We start from the raw sequence: 18,445 nt of genomic DNA, 5'->3' as shown, positions 1-18,445 counted from the left end.
ATGAAATACCTGCTAACATTTACTTTAGTACTTTTTATCATTGTAAGTAATGCCCAAAACAAATATGCTTTTAAACACCTCAATGTAGAAAATGGGCTCTCGCAAAGTTCGGTACTGGCCATAGCACAAGATGCAAAAGGCTTTATCTGGTTTGGTACCCGCTTCGGGTTAAATAAATACGACTCTCAATCTTTTAAGGTATATAATCACGACAATAACAATAAGAAAAGCCTAAGTAATGCGGCTTATCTTTCATCTATTTTAGCTTTAAGAAATGGAACATTATTAATTGGCACATCAGAAGGGTTACATAAATATAATGAAGCGGATGATAACTTCGACCGCTATGCGCACAATGACAAAGATCCCAACAGCATAAGCGGTTCTGTTATAAGGTGCATTTTTCAGGACAAAAAGAACCGTGTGTGGATCGGTACGAAAACTGGCTTAAACCTGCTCAACACTAATGGAAGGTATAAATTTAAACGCTTTCTGGATGGACAAAAGCCCGAAGAAATTTATGCCATTACAGAAGACCATAATGGAACACTATGGCTAAGTACAACTTATGGTTTAATGAACATGAGCTTTAAAAAAGGAAAAATACACCTCAGATACTTTAAAGACTTTAGCGAAGAGTTGAACAAAGCGACAGATAACCATATCACCACAATGGTTGAAGACCGTGAAAACAATTTATGGATAGGGACCAAACAAACCGGTGTAAGCAAATTAAACCTAAGTACAGAAGCCATTACCACCTACCAATACTCTAGTCTTAACAAAGAAGGCATTAGCAGCAATAATGTGCGCAAAATTATAATGGACCAAGAAGGTCAATTATGGATCGGAACATTACATGGCATCAACATCTACAATCCTGCAACCAAAAATTTCAACTCCTTACATAATATTCCGGAAGATCCATCCAGCCTGAGTCAAAACTCCGTTTACGATATTTATCAAGATCGGCAAGGCATAATTTGGATAGGCACCTATTACGGCGCCATCAACATGGTTTACCCCAATTATACCCCCTTTAAGGTTTATCGAAGCACTACAGCAACAAATGGCTTAAGCAGTAATGTAGTCAGCTCGATTATGGAAGATCAGCACCAAAACCTTTGGATTGGGACTGAAGGAGAAGGGCTAAATTATTACGACAGGAAAAACAATACTTTTACCCGATATAAAAATAACCCTAATGATCCCAAAAGCTTAAGTGCAAATCTGGTAAAATCGGTTATACGGGACAAAAAAAACAGCGTTTGGGTTGGAACCCATTATGGAGGACTAAACCTTTTTCAGCCAGAAACAAAAAATTTTGTCAGATATACGAAACGCAAAAACGACACCTCATCCATTAGTAGCGATGAAATTACAGCCGTTTTTGAAGATAGTTACGGACGCTTTTGGGTAGGTACTAACGGCGGCTTAAATAGCTTTAATAGTACTACAGGTAAATTTACCCGCAATCGGGTAAATGGCTTAACTGATGCCATACTTTACATTTTTGAAGATGCCAAACGAAGCCTTTGGGTAGCCACCAACTCAGGCCTTTACCAGTTGAAAAGAAATAGCCAGCGATTTGTGAGCCGTGTTGCTGCCGATCCTGAAATTTTAAAATATGATGAAATCACTTGTTTAACTGGCAATAAAGAAGGGTATTTGCTTATAGGCACCTTGCATAATGGCTTATTTAAGCTAAATCCCGATCGCCATAGTTATACCAGAATGACCACTTTTGATGGCTTACCCAGCAATAACATCATGGGCATACTGGAAGATGATTTTAATAACCTATGGATAACTACAGACAAAGGTTTATGTAAATACAACCCCAAACTTAAAACTTGTAAAACCTACAATATTAAAGATGGACTGCCGGGCAACGAATTTAATTACAAATCATTTTTAAAAGACAGTAAGGGTGCCTTTTTCTTTGGGGGATTAAGTGGAATGGTGAGCTTTTTCCCCAACGAAATCAAAGAGAATAAAAACACTCCACCTGTTATTTTTACTGGATTAAAACTGTTTAATAAACCTATAGCGCTGAATACCAAAGATGGCCTACTTAAACAAAATATCAGCACCATTAAATCAATTACCTTCGAATCTGACCAGAATGTATTTTCTATCGATTTTACGCTACTTAACTTTATAAAAGCTGATAAAAACCGTTATGCTTACAAGCTCGGTGGTTTCGAAAAAAACTGGAATTATGTAGACATTCCTTCGGCCAGCTATACCAACCTCTCTCCCGGAAACTACACCCTTATGGTTAAAGGAAGTAATAATGATGGGCTTTGGACCAAAGAAACGAGCACGTTAGATATTAAAATTTTGCCGCCATTTTATAGAACATGGTGGGCCTACCTCTTTTACGTTTGTGCTTTTGCAGCCATTTCCTTTGTATTTATACGTTATTTATTGATAAAAGCTGTACTCAAAAAAGAAAAAGAGATTAACGAACATAAGTTAGAATTTTTCACCAATATTTCTCACGAAATACGTACGCCTTTAACCCTCATTGTTGGTCCATTGGATAAATTGATCGAAAACGCAAAAGACGACCCTGCCCTAAACAGAGATCTGCAACCGATTAAAAACAATGCCGACCGTTTAATGAACCTGGTTACTGAACTGCTCGACTTTAGAAAAGCTGAAAGCGGAAAAATGGCATTACATGTAAGTCCGGGTGATCTGGTGAAATTCTGCAGGGAAATATTTCTGGCTTTCCAGAACATGGCCATATCTAAGAACATCGATTACCAGTTTGAAACCGAACTTGCAGAAATTGAACTTTATTTTGATAAGGTTCAAATGGAAAAAGTGATGTTTAATCTACTCTCAAACGCCTTTAAGTTTACACCTGTAAACGGAAAAATTAGCCTAAAGATAGAAACAGAAAAGCAATTGGTTAATATTAAGATCTGTGATAACGGTAAAGGCATTCCTTTAGAGAACCAGGCCAATTTATTCACTAATTTTTATCAGGCCAATGCCACTACAACCATTGGTACAGGTTTGGGCTTATCGTTCTCTAAAAGCATTGTAGAACTGCATCATGGGCAGATCAGTTTCGAAAGCACACCTAAAAACGACAAAGCCTTTGGCAATACTGCTTTTACAGTAAGTTTAAAAACAGGGAAAGAACATTTTAATCCATCCGATTTTATTCCCGATTATGTTTATTACGACGATGCCTTAAATTATAACCTTAGTGCAACGCAGGTAACCGAACAGTTTAAGGAAGATGATGCCGTGCCAGATGATTCAGCGGAAAAGAGAAAGAACAGCATCTTACTGGTAGAAGATAACCAAGATGTAAGAACCTTTATTAAACAGGCTTTAAGCCCCTCTTATCTGATTTACGAGTGCGAAAACGGGGTTACTGGACTAGCCTGTGCTTTAGATCTGATTCCCGATTTAATTATCAGTGATGTAATGATGCCCATAATGGATGGCCTCGAATTATGCCGGAAACTTAAAACAGATGAGCGAACCAGCCATATCCCTGTGGTTTTATTAACGGCAAGATCGGCTTATGTACACCAGGTAAACGGTTTCGAAAACGGAGCCGATGCCTACATCATGAAACCATTTAATTTAAAAATACTCGAACTGAACATCCAGAACCTGTTAAACGCCAGAGAAACCATTAAACAAAAGTTTGCCCAGGTAATTACACTCGAACCGAAAAACATGGTGATTAACACCACAGAGCAGAATTTCTTAAGCAAGATTATTCAGGTTATCGAAGATAGAATTGCTGATACAGATTTTGATGTACCTACCCTCGCATCTGAAATTGGCATGAGCCAACCCGTACTCTATAAAAAAATAAGGGCACTAACCGACCTTTCGGTAAACGATTTTATTAAATCGTTGCGAATAAAAAGAGCCGCCCAATTACTCAAGCAAGGTTCAGGCAATATTGCCGAAATTGCTTATTCAGTAGGTTTTAACGATCGGAAATATTTTAGTTCAGAGTTTAAAAAACATTTCGGTAAAACCCCAAGTGAGTTTATAACTTCTGCGGATGATAAATAAGGGGCGTTGCAATGCTGCAATGCCCCAAAAATTACATGTATAAAGATACACTGATTTGCTCACACAAATCAGTCATTTCGCTCAATATCCCGGATTCTGGTACATTTTAACCGGATCTAGTTTAACCTCATCAAAAGGAATTGGATAATACCTATCTTTAGTAGTTACGTTAGCCAGTTTAGCAATACCATACGAAGACTGTGGTTTGGCTTTTAAGTAAGTAACCAACTCTGCTGCTGTAAAATTCCTGATTAAATCAAACCATCTTTGGTGCTCAAAAGCGAATTCAGACCTACGCTCGTGTAAAATAGCCAATTTTAGAGTAGGAAATTTAGCCGCATAAGTGGCGTCCATTTTTGCTACAGCGTATAATGGCATTCCAGCTCTTGTCCTAACCATATCTAAATACTGAATGGCCACCGCATCGTTGCCCTGCAACATGTTTACTTCGGCAAGCATTAAAATTACGTCAGCATAACGCATTAAAATATAATCATTACCTCCATAACCCGCATTGGTTGCCGCTTGGCTCGCATCGCGGAATTTGGTAATAAACCAGTCTTTTACAATTGCATCATTGGCAAATTTAACAGAGAAATCTTTCCTTAAATCGCTTGTTTCGTATTCATTAATCAGATCAAGCTTTGCATTACCGCCAATCCCGGTAGAAGGTTTGAGCGAGTTGATGGTTTCGCCTTTGGCCTGGTTATTTGCTGCAATGCTCGAACTAAAATTGATATCGCCCTGTCTGTAAGAAATCTGGAAAATCAGTTCTTTACAAATTCCTTTTTTAGCTACATCAAATACGTCAGCATATGGAATTTCAGATAAATTTCCAAAAGCTTTCATATTGTAAGCTGTCGTCAAATAAGTATTGGCATTGCTCAAGTTTTCGGTTTTATTTGCAGGCAATGTAGCCGCCATTGTTAAAAACACCTTACCCAAATATGCGTTTATTGCCGCTTTCGAAGTTCTACCTATATTCGCCCCCGTTTGGAAATTTGGCAATGTGCTGTTAAGGGCATCTTTTAAATCGATTACAATCTGGTTGTATACATCCGCTTCAGGCACACGAAAAGTGTTATCTTTTACTTCATCGGCTGTGCTAAGCTGTTTGGTTACCACTGGTACGGGTCCCCATTTCCTAACCAGTTCGAAATACATAATAGCCCTGATAAACTTCGCTTCTGCTTTATAATTCTCTTTAGTAGCCGCATTGGTAAAAGATACTTTATCAATGTTTGTAAGTACAACATTGGTTCTGCCAATAGCCTCATAAAGTGCTAACCAATGGCTCTTTAAATAAGAATTGCTTGGCAGGAGCGAAAAATCATTAAACTGAAAGGGCTCTCCGGCATTACTCTGGTTATCATTCCTACCCGCATCGTCAGAGCGTTCATCAGTAAATAAACCGCTGTTTTCACCCAGGGTATTGTTGCTTCTAAGCGATTGGTAAACACCATTAACAGCCAACAATACATCATTTTCTGTTTTAAAATAGTTTTCTACAGCAATGGCGTTAGGGTTACTTTGATTTAGAAAATCTTTTTTACAGGCACCCAAACTTAAAATTGCACTTAGGGCCAATACTTTATAAATATGTTTTTTCATTTCTTTAGTTCTAAAAAGTCAATTTGATACCAAGGTTATAGGTTCTTGCCAATGGATAGTTTCCATAATCTACACCAGGAGCAAGGTTATTGCCCGCACTATAATCTACCTCAGGATTATAACCTTTATAATCGGTAATGGTAAAGGCATTATCTACACTCGCATAAACGCGGATGTTGCTCACCTTAAGTGTATTGGCCAGTTGCTTTGGAAAACTGTAACCTAAAGTAATATTGGTACACCTGAAATAAGATCCATCCTGAATGTAAAATGACGATAAACGGGTACTATTACTCTGGGTACCCGCACGCGATGCACGGTAGTTTAAACCACTACCCGGATTGGCTTCATTTCTGTAACGATCGGCAACTTCTACATACTGGTTTCCCGAACCTTCAAAGTTGTACAGGTAATAATCCTGTCCATCTAAAACCTGGTTTCCGTACGATCCGTTAAATGAGGCCCTTAAATCGAACGTTTTGTACGAGGTATTTAAGGCAAAACCATAGGTAAATTTTGCGTATGGTGTGCCGATTACGGTTTTGTCCGCATCGTTTACAATGCCGTTCCCATCGGTATCCTGAAAATATAAATCACCGATTTTTGCCGGATTGGTAGAAGAAGCTGATGGCGCTACCTTGCCTAAATTATCGGCAGTAATCCGGCCTAGAACCTTAAATCCATAAAACATACCAATTGGCTGGCCCTCTTGTGTAACGTGTGTGATATATGAGCGCTCTGCACCAGCAGTAAATATAGTACTGTTGCCACCCAGGTCTAAAACCTTGTTTCGGTTTGCCGCAATGTTTCCACTTAAACCGAAAGTAAAGTTTTCATTTTGGATAATTTTGCCATCAATCTGCAAATCGAAACCCTTATTGCGCACCTTACTATCAGTAAGATTGGTTAAAATTGTTGATGTTCCGGCAATTGCCGAAAGAGGTTTGTTAAACAATAAATTAAAAGAGTAACTTAAATAATAATTTGCCATGATCGACACACGGTTTTTGAACAGACTGATATCCGTACCAAAGTTGAACTGAGAAGTAGATTCCCAGCCTAATCCCCTATCCTGAATGCTGCTTGGCCAAATGGCGGTAGAAATTGCACTCCCGAAAACCGCGCCACCTGGTGCGCTTAACTCTTGCTGTGTGCGGTAATCTGGAATATTGTTATTTCCACTTAAGCCCCAGCTGGCCCTTAGCTTAACCCGCGATTGTTCACCCAAAAAGTTATTGTAAAAACTTTCGTCAGATAAATTCCAGCCAGCAGCTATTGAAGGGAAGTTACCATACTTATTCAACGGACCAAACCTTGATGAACCATCGCGACGGAAGGAACCAGTTAAAAAGTATTTGCCCGCGTAATTATAGCTGAAACGACCAAAATAAGAAAGTAAAGTGGTAACTGTTTTACCTGCTCTATCTAATCTAAAAAATGCTGCCTCAGCCCCTTTATCCGTAATTTCACCGATATAATCGTTCTGGAACCCGCTTGCCGCAACACGGATCAGATCACTTGATGTTTTCTGGGCAGAATATCCGCCTAAAACATCTATGCTATGTTCACCAAAGGTTTTATTATAGTTTAAAGTAAACTCTGCCAGTTGATCTACCTGACTAAGCGTTTGTGCTATTGCATTTGCGGCCCTAATCGATTCTGGAGAGTAAGGTGGGGTATTGCCACTACTTAAGCTGGTAGGCAAATAATACTCATATTTCTCGTTGTATGTTTGTGTTCCTAAGTTAGCCTTAAAATTAAGCCCCTCTAAAATTTTGTAAGTAGCATTGGCATTATAATTACTCCTATTGCTCTTTCTGGTAATCTTTAACTGTTCAACCGTAGCCAAAGGATTTTCAGGGTTCTGAATTCCGAACTGAGAAGAAAGTGAACCCATTCCAAACTGAACAGGATTTCCGTTGGCATCTCTTGCTGGCAGGTAAGGCAGATAAATTAATGCCGACATCATTGGGCTTAAGTTATAACGTCCTTCCTGTACCTCTCTATTATCGTTCTTTGTGTAAGCAATGTTTGCGCCTACATGTAAACGCTCGCTCACTTTGCCATCAATATTACCCCTAAAGTTGGTTACCTTCTGGTTGGTATTGGTTACAATACCATCGTTGTTCTGATAACCACCACTTAAAAAGTATTTTACATCTTTATTACCGCCAGAAAAGGAAAGGTTATGGCGCTGAAAGGCTGCATTGCGGTACAGTTCGTCCTGCCAATCGGTATTGTAAGCAGCAGGGATAGCTTGTTGTGTACTAAAATTATAAAGATCGGCCGGGATACTTACACTACCTCCGTTACCTACATTGGCAATACGGGTAGTATTGTTATCGCTAAACATGGCATCGTTCCAGGTTTTACCAGCGTTTACCCATAAATCTTTATAGGCATTGTTACGTCCATCAATTAAAAGCTGGATAAATTGATTGGCATCTAATAGTTTTACTTTTTTAGCCAATTGAGAAACACCACCCTGAACATCATATTCAAACTTCCCTTTTCCATCAGTACCTCTTTTGGTAGTAATTAACACTACCCCACCCGATGCTCTTGAACCATAAATGGCAGCGGAAGCCGCATCTTTCAAAATGTCGATGGTTTCGATATCCTCTGGATTGATCGATACATTATTTCCTGCCGGATAACCATCAATCACATATAAAGGATCAGAACTGGCGTTAATGGAACCGATACCCCTCACCCTGATTTTGGTGCCCGAATATGGCGCACCACTGGTTTGCGATACCTGTACACCTGCAACCTTACCAACCAATGCCTGGCCAACAGTAGGAGAAGTTAAATTCATTTCGCTGGCCTTAACACTGCTAATCGCCCCCGTTACATCCGATTTTCTGATCTTCTGGTAACCGATAGCCACCACCTCATTTAAGGTATTACTACTTTCTTTTAAAGTAACATTAATATTTAAACGGCCGTTAACCGCAACTTCCTCGTTATCGTATCCAATATAAGTGAATACTAAAATTGCACCTTCATCAACAGTAATCGAATATTTACCATTGGCATCAGTAACTGTTGTTTTTTTTGTTTTCTTTTCGAAAACGCTCACACCTGGTAAAGGCTGATTATTTTGATCGGTAACTGTTCCACTTACCGAGGCAAATGCGTTATGCTTTATATCCGATGTAGGCACACCGTGGTTTATTGCGATTGCGTTAGCATTACAGATGGCCAGTAATCCGATAGGCAATAGCAATTTCCTGCAAGCACTTTTTATACTTGCGGTTAAAAAAAATGATGTCATCTTTTTGTTCTTAGTAATGGTTTTGAAATATAATTGGGATTTGTTTTTTAGTAGAAGCGTAGATTTCACATTTACATAGGCTTATCCTTTAAGGTTAATGAGTAATTTTTTGAGCGTTCTACAGCCGCAAAAGTAGAGGTGTACTTTTAACACTATGTATCCCTTGCATTAACTCTTAATGCATATTGGAGAGGTTATTTTAACTCAATGTTAAATCCACCATAATGATGTTACTACCCCGTTTTAATCTTCCGAAAGAGATAACATGATGTTAATCTTTGTTTAATGCCTAAACCCGATGTTTGTTTCTAAAACTTTTCGAATGAAATTCCTCTACCCGTTTTTAGTGTTCTGCCTGTTTTGCCAGGGCTTATTTGCACAGGATGTGCCCATGCAGTCTTATCAGCTCATCAAGACCAGAAATGAGGTACAGTACAAAAATTATTACCTGCTTAGCCTTTTTCAGCAACTGCCCGAGCTACGCAAAATACTGAGCACAGATACAGCGCTGAATAACCTCTACAAACTAAAAACGGCACAGGTAAATGAAGCGGTGAAAACCTGCAAAACAGATATTGCCTGTTACGCCAAGGCTTTAAAATTTACCAATGAGGAAATAGCCAGTATTGGGAACCGTTTGGCCCTGCTTTATACAGAAAATAATCCATTGGGAAATTTGGTAAAAAACCACCTCATCCCCTCAGGTTGTTATGCCATGTTTGCCAAAGAACAACACAAAACGCTTTTGGTTAAAGCCTGGGAGCAAGATGCCAATGCTGTTAATTATACCATTGGCGTGTATGTGGAAGGGAATAAACCCAATTATCCTAAGATAGATTCCATCAGCTTTAGCTTAAAGGACAAAGCGTTTGCAGAACTTACAGCAGCCAGTGCTTCGTTAGCATTACAAAGCAATAATAATCTGTTTTTTGAGCCTAGCATGCAATTTGCACTTGAAGCTTTGGAACTGAATGAGCGGAATGATGCCGCCGATTATGAGCCAATGGTTAAGGGCGTAAACCTGGCAGCCATTAACCAGATCAAAAAAACAGATTGGAAGAAATACCCTTATAGTGTGATTTTAGTACCAGGTGCTGGCCCAGAAGAAAAGGAAGTTGCACTAAGTCCTGGTGGGATGATCCGTTGTCGGTTAGCGGCCATACAATACCAAAAGGGTAAAGCACCATTTATTGTGGTATCTGGCGGACGTGTTCACCCTTATAAAACCAAGTTTAGCGAAGCGTACGAAATGAAGAAATTTTTAATGGAGAAGCTCCAAATACCTGAAAGTGCCATTATTATGGAGCCACATGCCCGCCATACCACCACCAATCTGCGCAACTGTGCTAGGCTGATGTTTAGGTACGGTATGCCAATTGATAAACCTGGTTTGGCCTGTACCGTAAGGTCGCAAAGCTACAGCATTACCAATCTCCTGCCCGAGCGTTGCAAAAAAGAACTCGGTTATTATCCTTACAAAAATGGAAAACGTATAAGCGATACAGAATCTGAATTCTACTTAAATACAGCTTCTTTACAGATTGATTTTGATGAACCTTTAGATCCTTAGTTTATGAAAACATTAAATCCAATTTTATTGTTGATCGTCATGTTTTTTGTAGCCAGATACAATAAAACAGATGGAAAGATCACCAAAAATATTACAGTTGATTCACTAGGGGCTTGCCAGGGAATTTCTTACCAGAATGGGCGGTATTTTCTTTATGGAGATAGAGAAGTTGGTGTAATGCGTGAATATCAACTCCAAAAAGACTCATTAATCTATCAAAATAAGGAATATAGATTTACAGTAAAGGGAGAGAACATTATCAAACATCCTACAGGTATCGCATACCGTAGAGGTTTACCAACATTTGTGGGTAATTCGGTAAGGCAAAATGCCGAAGGCACGGTTTGGAAAGCGGTAATCAACTGCGTTAACTGGGAAGGTTTTTTAAAAGCCAAAACATTGGAGGGAAACCTGATTAAAACCATTGAAGATGATGCATGCATACAAGGTACACGGCCCGAATATGTAAATTACAAAGGCAAATGGTTTGTGGCAACAGCCGATTATGGCAATAAAGCAAATGAAGTTCGCTTGTATGATCCAAAAGCACTATCAAAAGCCAATAAAACCAGCGAAAAGGGAGTCCTTTATAAAAAATTTACCTGCTCGCCATGGGTACAAAACCTACATTGGATTGCCGATAAAGGTATACTGGTGTTAATCCAGAACCAGATTGAGGGGCGTAAATGGCGGTTAACTTTTCTTGATCTGGATAAATCCATTTCAAGTGGACATGAAACTGTTTTAGCAGTAATTGATACGGACAAAGCTGATGAATTGGAAGGTTTCACCTTTACCGATAGTGCTGATAGCGGAATTGCGGTAAGTTCTTCGCGCAAAAACAATGTAAGCTTTATGGATTTTAGCTGGAGCAAACCTTAATCCGAGATACGATCAATGGAGTAGTGCAAATAAATACGATAAAAAATATAATGACAATGAATAAAGCACACAGAATTTAATAGTGGTTGCTAGCTCATCAGTAATTTTACCAGTAACGATTAACCAATACGCATTTCAGCAACCTGCTGATCAAAATGATTATTCATAATTCCCTGATAAACCTGTTCTGCAACAATATATAATAAATCTACTTTTTCAAGCATGCGTATCACATCTGGTTCACCGATCTCGTAATTGTTTTCGTACCGAACAGCCAGATAAGCCTCATCAAGCAAATGCAACAGACAAAGCTCTTCCTCATCATGATTAAATAGTTCAGAAAGCTGCTTTACATAAGCTTTAATATACTGTTGGTGGGTTTTAATGCGATGCGTTTTTTTATCCTTTCCCATGACCAAAACTTCAATGGCCCGGTACATTAAATCGAAAACCTGGTGCAACATAAAAGTGCAGTATTCGAAATTTCGCTGTTTAAAATAGAAATTGGCTCCCGATAAAAATTTGTTGGCTTTACTAGTTTCGCATTGATAGGTGCTGCTAACCCGATCTGCAATGAGCCTAGGTGCACCACAGTCCAGAAAACTTCCAGATTTACTAAATAAGCAATTTTGAGCTGCAGTGGCATAGTAAAAAAACAAACTCCCCGCTAGCAAAGTCTGCTCAACCTCGTGCACATGGAAAACCCGATAAGTAAATTCCATTTGCCCGTTAAATACAATATTTAATACTGGTGTTAACTCGTTTAAAATGCGCACATGTTTAAACGAAACCATAATCAGCATTTCTTGCACCGCTTTACCTGCAAAAAAGCTGGTATGAAGATAAATATATTGAATGGGTACCGCAGCTGTAATGCCCTTTAATAAGCGCATTACGGTTTCTTCTTTTAAGGCACTATGGCTAAGATTTAATGATTTATTCCGCATAATGGCCCCTTTCGTCGTTAACATTATCACTTAGTGAAGGATTACCGATCATCAGAAAAAAAGCCTCCATGATCATCAGCATGGTTTCATACTGCTCAAATAAAAATTCCTTATCCATCAGTTTAATGCTGCTCCTGGTACTAAACGCAGCATATAACCACTCTAAAAGACCTAAACGCAGCTGTTTAATTTTTTCGGGAACGAAAAAAGACTCCACAAACCGATAAGGGTTTTCGATGTGTTCGGCCGGTAGTGTATTTACTTCGTAAAGGCCTTTATGATACGCATCGCTTGCAATAAAGCGATCTTTAGTAGTAACTAACCCCTCGGGCAAGGCCCCTTGATAAGTTAGTTTTTTGGTTGCAATTAAATAGCCAGTGTTAAGCAATTTTGTAAACTGGTTATAAAGGAAAAAATAATCGGCAACATCACTTACACGGTTCTCTTCTGATAAGGCAATTTTATACCATTTTTTGAGGTATGCTTTGTGCCCTGCAAGGTTATCCAAACTAAAAAAAAATTCAATTGCCTTAAATGGATCATCAAATAATTCCTGATCAAAAGCCAAAGGCGATGTACTTTCGAACATGGCCATATGGTAATAGCGATCGATACTTTTAAAACTATTTTTAGTGATTAACCTTTCGTGGATGAGCCAGCAAGCCTCCAACATTTTTTTGGTATTCTCGTAAAACGGAAAAATATACTGATCCCAATCCAGATCGAGGTTATTTTCCAATCCGGCCAACAACCATTCTTTGTAAATAAACTTATAGTTATCCGATTGAAAGAATATAAAAATAGCTAAGAAGGTAAGTTTTGGGTTTTTCATCTCCACTTTGCTCAATAATTTCGGACAATATTCAAGCAGAACCGATTCGCGTTCTAAACTACATTCATCGGCCTCAATAGCCTTTACAAAAGCAATATCGGTTTCACTCCGATTAAAAATTAAATCCGAATAATCGAATAGCGGCAACAGTTTTTCGTAAAAACCCAACAGTTTTGCAGGATGCTTTTGCGGCGAATAATCGAATTCGTTTTGAGGTGGGTTTAACCAGTTTTTTAAAAAATTCAAATGATAGCCTACACCATTTGATAAAAAAAAGCTTTCAATGGCATCAATAAATACCATCGTTTCTTTTTTAAAATTTGAGTTCCCTTCCATAGCCGTATATTTTTTAAATGATTATATTAGCTAACGAATTTAGCAAAACAAATTAAGTTAAACTATAAATTATACATAAAACTTATTAACATATTTAGTTTATGAATGAAAATGAGCGTTTAAAAACTTTAATGGATTTACTTAGATTTAAAACTCAAAAAGATTTTGCAGCCGCTTTGAATATTAAGCAAGGCTCCTTATCGGATATTTTAAGAGAAAGAGTCAATGTATCCAATGCGATTAAAGATAAACTCGAACTTAAATTCGACGTAAATTTAACATGGCTTGAAAACGGAACGGGCGAACCGTTTTTTAAAAAGAAGCCAGGCGTTAACGAAAGCAAAGAGGGCGTTCCCTATTTCGATATGAGCCTATCGGATGCTAAAGATCTCCTGGTAGAAGAACAACGGGCAGAATACCTGGTAAATTACCTCCCTTTTAACGATTGCACGGCTTATTTACCGGTTTATGGCGATAGCATGTACCCCAAATATGCCGCAGGCGAAATTATAGCCATAAAAGAAATTACCAATTACGAAATTCTACAATGGGGCGAAGCTTATGTGGTGATGACGGATGAAGATAGTAACAGTCTACGTACCATAAAACTAATTTTTCAGCACACCGATGATACCAAATTAATCCTCCGTGCTTCAAATCCAAATTTTAAAGGCGATACGGTGATTGATAAAAAAAACATAGAATCGCTTTATATCATCAAAGGAAAAATTACGCGGAATGTTATTTAATGATGTGGGTTAATCGGTTAACTGTCTAAATTGATTAATGGTAGACTGGCATTAAAAATTGCAAACAGCCAACTGGATTCTGCGCTTATCATCTTAAATCAGCCGGAATAAATAAAAAAAGGTTCCCGCAGATTAGCAGATTTTCGCAGATTTTAAAAAGGCATATAGGTGTTGTATTATAAATCTTCATCCTGAGGGATAGTTTATTGCGATGGATCGTCATTGCGAGGAGGAACGACGAAGCAATCTTTCATGCTAATGATCCCTGCTATAAAGATTGCTTCGTCCGCTGAAAAGCCTTCTCGCAATGACGATTCATGACGACCGCACGATCAGAACTTCCCAATGCGACTTTAAAACTCCTTGGCTTGTGCCCCCTGCAACCTCAAAATGAAACAACCGTCTTAGCTACCTAGCCCCGGTTGCAGCGTTACCCTACAGCAACGGGGCATCCCGAACTTTCGGGAAAGCGTATAAGCGTAAAACGGGAAGAAACTTCCTGTTTAACAGAGGCCTTGCGCTCCAATTGAAATCGATAGTTTTAATACAGAACCGATTTATCCTATTGATTGGCATATTACTTGCCGACGAAGTCATACAAGTAGCCCCCTTCTTTACTTTCCTTTTACACATCTTCGTCGTACCTTTATTTAATTAAAAAGGAAAGATATATGAATACTGAAAAAGCCATTCTTGCAGCCGGCTGCTTTTGGGGAGTAGAAGAACTGATCCGTCATTACCCTGGAGTTATCTCAACAGTTGTTGGATACGCTGGTGGCGATGTACCCAATGCTACTTACAGGAACCATGGTACACATGCCGAAGCCATTGAAGTTACTTTTGATCCAACTATTTTAACTTATCGTAAATTATTAGAATACTTCTTCCAGATCCATGATCCAAGCACACGCAACAGACAAGGAAATGATGTGGGTACATCGTACCGCTCAGCTATTTTTTTCAATAGTGAAGAACAGAAAGACACCGCCAATGCATTAATTGCCGAACTGGATGCTTCTGGCAAATGGCCAGGCAAAATTGTAACCGAAGTAGTACCCGAAACCGATTTTTGGAACGCAGAAGAAGAACACCAGGATTATTTACAGAAAAATCCTTACGGTTATACTTGCCACTTCGAAAGAGCAGACTGGAAATTATAAATAAAATCGCCATTGCGAAGCACGAAGCAATTTGGCAGAAAGCAGGAGAATCATTTTCATTTTATGGAAATCAGATACAGTAGCATTTCAGTTTATCCTGCCCTGCTGTTCGCTTAATCCTGATAAAACCTGTGAAACAAGCAAGCACACAATAAAAAATAAAAGAATAGTGCTTAAATCGGGACCGCTGCCATCAGGTTTAGGTGGCCGCAGTAGGCAATGCTATTTGGGGCTGCACAATGTTGGAATACGATCCATCGATCTGCATCATGCTTACCAACCTTCAATAGTAGCAAATATTACCAATTTAAACCTGATCCGATAGCTATCGGATGCCGCGGAAATCCTTTTTTGTCATCCTGAGGGTTCAGCTTTTTAGAAAAATATTAGAGTGAGGGTGACAGGATGCAAGGTTTCGTCATCTCGACCGCAGTGGAGAGATCTTTAATATAATTTATAGAGACAAATAAATGTTCTGTGAAGACACAGCACATGGAAGCAATGACGTTCACTCTTAAACAAAAGGGCAATTTTCTTAATCGAAAATTGCCCTTTTGTTTAAAGCGAGATGATGATTAGCAACCTAATCATCATCATCTTTTTTCTTCTTCTCGAGAATTACAAAAGCACTCCGCTTTGGTGCTGGCATGACCGATTGTTCGCCTTTAACCGATTTCCACACCACTTCATTTAAATCTAAATCTGGTGCCGAATCTTCTTTGGCAAAGTTGAACAGTTCAGAACGTCTGCTGCTCTCATTCACCGCCACATTCCGTGTATCTAAATCGATAAGCGGCTGAATCACATTATAGGGCGTAAAATCGGGCGTTGCCGTAAAACATTCGTATAGCGGCATAGCAGCAGCATCGTATTGGCTCATTGGCGGTAGACCTAAAATAAGTTCCATTGTTCTTAAAAATCCTGAAGTGGAATACATCGTATGAACAGGTGTATTTCTTTTTACATAAGGACCAACCACATATGCCGGCGAACGGTGTGCATCAACATGATCAGGTCCATTTTGTGCATCATCCTCCAGAATAAAAACAACAGACTCTTTCCAGATTTTACTGTGCGATAAATGCTCCAAAATGCGGCCTACAGCCAAATCGTTATCGGCAACTGCGGCCTGTGGCGAGTATTTTCCTTTCTTTTGTCCACTGGTATGATCGTTAGATATTCTTAAAGTGTTAAACTGAGGTACAACACCTGCAACCAATAGCGAATCGAAATCATGCTGCCAGGCATCTACCCGCACCTGATCTTTAATATCCATATCAAAACCCGGCGAAGCAGTGCATATATGGCCTTGCAGCGATTTAATATTCGCTTTGCCATAATCGCCAAACTCACCATAACTGCGGTAGCTTACCCCCGCCCTTTGGCAATAATCCCAAATAAAACCACCTTTAGGATAGGTAACCGGTCTACCACCTTCGAAGGTGGTACTTCCGCCTCGCGCGCCATAACTGGTTGGCCAGGTTTTTTCTACCACATCGGTTGCATATGCGGCCATACTCCAATTGTGTCCATCGGCACTTACCTCTGCATCTACATAAAAATTATCGAGCAGCACATAATTTTCAGCAAAGGCATGTTGGTTAGGTGTAATTTTTCTACCAAAAAGAGTTAAAGTAGAATCGCCGTTTCCTTTTGGCATATCGCCAAGCACCTGATCGTAGGTTCTGTTTTCTTTAATGATATAAAAAACGTGTTTAATGGGCGATTTTTCTCCTTGTTTACGTGGAATAGGATTTCCAGCTTCACCATCGGCAGTAATAGTCCGCTTATCGGTAAAAGGAGTATTGGCATATACCTGCTTGGTGTATACTTTCAACTGCTCAGGTTTTGGCGCATCAATAAAAGATAACGTTCCCTTAAATAAACCAGCAATGTACTGCAGTCTGCTATTGGACGTACTGCCCATGTGGTAACCACTATTATCTACTTTAGAAATCGGTTGTGGTCCCTGAGGGTTGGCCATAGGCGTATTACCCTTACCGTTTGTAACCAAAATTTTCGATCCCAAAACCTTAACGCTTGTTGGATACCAGCCTACCGGAATAAAACCCTGGCTCTGGCTTACCCCAGGCTTGCTTACATCGAAAACGGCCAAACAATTGTTATCTGCATTGGCAATGTACAAAGTTTTCTCGTTGGTACTTAAGGCTAAACCATTGGTGGTAGAACCTGTTAACTGTGTGGCATAAAGTGTAGTAGCAATGGTTTCGATTACCTTATTGTTTGAAGTATTGATTACCGAAACGGTATTATCATTTGCATTGGCTACGAATAAAATATTTCCTTTTTTATTAAGCAATAGTTCGTTTGGATGATCGCCAACAGGAATGCGTTGTGAGATACTTTCTGATACCAAATCGATAACGGCAATAGATTTCCCACCCCAGAGTGAAACATATAGTTTACTTTCATCGGCAGATAAAACACAACTGTAGGCAATTGCAGGAAGCTGAATTTTTTTCAGGATCTGCTTTTCTGTGGGATTGATAATGTATAAACTACTATCCTCTTTAGTAACAGTATACAATCTACTGTTATTTTTATTTACCACAATACCCGCGGGGCTGATTTTCCCTTTCGGCCAGATCGGGCCCAATTTAATGGTATCGCTCTTGCCAAGTTTATCGTTCTGGATGTTGAAATCCAAAATCCAGTTGTCGTTACCACCTGAAGCATACAGGTGTTTTTCGTCCTTACTAAAAGCAATACCATACCAAGATTTGCTCAGTACTTTTTCATCGATAATTTTTTCTGTTCTGGCATCAAGCAGTTGCAGCGACTGCGTACTTTGTCCGTTGTTGGTAATGGCAATATATTTACCCGAAGCACTCAACTGCATATTTAAAGGCAGATCGCCCAATTGCAGCGAATGCCCTGCCGGACTCAGTTTCCATCCATTTGGCAATAAAATTTGTTGAGTACTTTCGTTTTTGCCTGGCCTTTGTGCAAATCCATTTTGGACAAAAAAGAAGCACAGTATTAGTAATAGGAATGATTTTTTCATTTT

At 39.1% G+C, this 18,445-nt stretch carries 10 protein-coding genes; 5 read left to right on the top strand and 5 right to left on the bottom strand.

Annotation, left to right across the window (positions count from 1 at the left end):
- The gene (locus tag EZ456_RS15580; protein WP_131531673.1) at window positions 1-4,053 is read left to right on the top strand and encodes a two-component regulator propeller domain-containing protein; all 4,053 of its coding nucleotides are present in this window, start codon (window positions 1-3) and stop codon (window positions 4,051-4,053) included.
- An 81-nt stretch (window positions 4,054-4,134) separates the two neighbouring features.
- On the opposite strand, the gene EZ456_RS15575 is transcribed toward EZ456_RS15580, so the two are convergent.
- Entirely contained in the window at window positions 4,135-5,664 is a 1,530-nt protein-coding gene (locus EZ456_RS15575) for a RagB/SusD family nutrient uptake outer membrane protein (protein WP_131531671.1), read from the bottom strand.
- A gap of 10 nt (window positions 5,665-5,674) precedes the next feature.
- Window positions 5,675-8,941, bottom strand: coding sequence for a SusC/RagA family TonB-linked outer membrane protein (locus tag EZ456_RS15570; protein WP_131531669.1), 3,267 nt, complete (start codon window positions 8,939-8,941; stop codon window positions 5,675-5,677).
- Between the two features lie 322 nt (window positions 8,942-9,263).
- Between EZ456_RS15570 and EZ456_RS15565 the strand changes: the two genes are divergently transcribed.
- Both EZ456_RS15565 and EZ456_RS15560 read left to right on the top strand, forming a co-directional pair.
- Window positions 9,264-10,511, top strand: coding sequence for a YdcF family protein (locus EZ456_RS15565; RefSeq protein WP_131531667.1), 1,248 nt, complete (start codon window positions 9,264-9,266; stop codon window positions 10,509-10,511).
- A gap of 3 nt (window positions 10,512-10,514) precedes the next feature.
- Window positions 10,515-11,393 (top strand): hypothetical protein, encoded by an 879-nt coding sequence (locus EZ456_RS15560; RefSeq protein WP_131531665.1) that lies wholly within the window; start codon window positions 10,515-10,517, stop codon window positions 11,391-11,393.
- Between the two features lie 119 nt (window positions 11,394-11,512).
- On the opposite strand, the gene EZ456_RS15555 is transcribed toward EZ456_RS15560, so the two are convergent.
- Window positions 11,513-12,364 (bottom strand): HEPN domain-containing protein, encoded by an 852-nt coding sequence (locus EZ456_RS15555; protein WP_131531663.1) that lies wholly within the window; start codon window positions 12,362-12,364, stop codon window positions 11,513-11,515.
- On the bottom strand, window positions 12,330-13,508 hold the full coding sequence (locus EZ456_RS15550; protein WP_131531661.1) for a hypothetical protein: 1,179 nt from the start codon (window positions 13,506-13,508) through the stop codon (window positions 12,330-12,332). Before EZ456_RS15550 ends, EZ456_RS15555 begins: the two co-directional genes overlap by 35 nt.
- Before the next feature lie 101 nt (window positions 13,509-13,609).
- Between EZ456_RS15550 and EZ456_RS15545 the strand changes: the two genes are divergently transcribed.
- Window positions 13,610-14,257 carry a LexA family transcriptional regulator gene (locus EZ456_RS15545; RefSeq protein WP_131531659.1) on the top strand — a complete coding sequence of 216 codons (648 nt, stop codon included), beginning with the start codon at window positions 13,610-13,612 and terminating at the stop codon, window positions 14,255-14,257.
- A 671-nt stretch (window positions 14,258-14,928) separates the two neighbouring features.
- Entirely contained in the window at window positions 14,929-15,417 is a 489-nt protein-coding gene (msrA, locus tag EZ456_RS15540; RefSeq protein WP_131531657.1) for a peptide-methionine (S)-S-oxide reductase MsrA, read from the top strand.
- Window positions 15,418-16,000: 583 nt separating this feature from the next.
- Here the strand turns inward: msrA and EZ456_RS15535 are convergent.
- The gene (locus EZ456_RS15535) at window positions 16,001-18,442 is read right to left on the bottom strand and encodes a bifunctional YncE family protein/alkaline phosphatase family protein (RefSeq protein WP_131531655.1); all 2,442 of its coding nucleotides are present in this window, start codon (window positions 18,440-18,442) and stop codon (window positions 16,001-16,003) included.
- Window positions 18,443-18,445 lie beyond the last annotated feature (3 nt).

The sequence above is a fragment of the Pedobacter psychrodurus genome, from assembly GCF_004331735.1.
Taxonomy (GTDB): Bacteria; Bacteroidota; Bacteroidia; order Sphingobacteriales; family Sphingobacteriaceae; genus Pedobacter; species Pedobacter psychrodurus.
This window is presented reverse-complemented; position numbering and strand designations above follow the sequence as displayed.